Origin of the sequence: Streptomyces sp. P9(2023) (assembly GCF_032436795.1) — a bacterium.
Lineage (GTDB): Bacteria > Actinomycetota > Actinomycetes > Streptomycetales > Streptomycetaceae > Streptomyces.
Genome location: NZ_JAUPWM010000793.1, coordinates 1 through 242, shown reverse-complemented (window position 1 = coordinate 242; position 242 = coordinate 1). Strand labels below are relative to the sequence as shown.

General features: G+C 66.9%; 1 protein-coding gene. It reads right to left on the bottom strand.

The window, feature by feature from the left end:
* The coding region (locus tag Q5762_RS39465) for a hypothetical protein (RefSeq protein WP_315897142.1) at window positions 1-242 on the bottom strand (242 nt) is incomplete at both ends.

The window sequence follows — 242 nt, the reverse complement described above, 5'->3', positions numbered from 1 at the left end:
CGCACCCAGCCGAACACCGTGGAGAAGAGAAACAGCTGCCAGGGCTGCAGGGTGATGCGCTGGTTGCCCCGGGCCCACTCGCCCTTGGTGTGGGGCATCTTCTGGACGAAGCGGCATACCCGCTCGGCCAGGTCTCGATCGAAGCGGTACGGGTAGCTCTTGGCCTTGGCGGCCTTGAGGTCATCGAGGTGTCTGGCGCAGGCCGCTCGCACATAGCGGCAGGCGACGATCCGGCCGCCTAC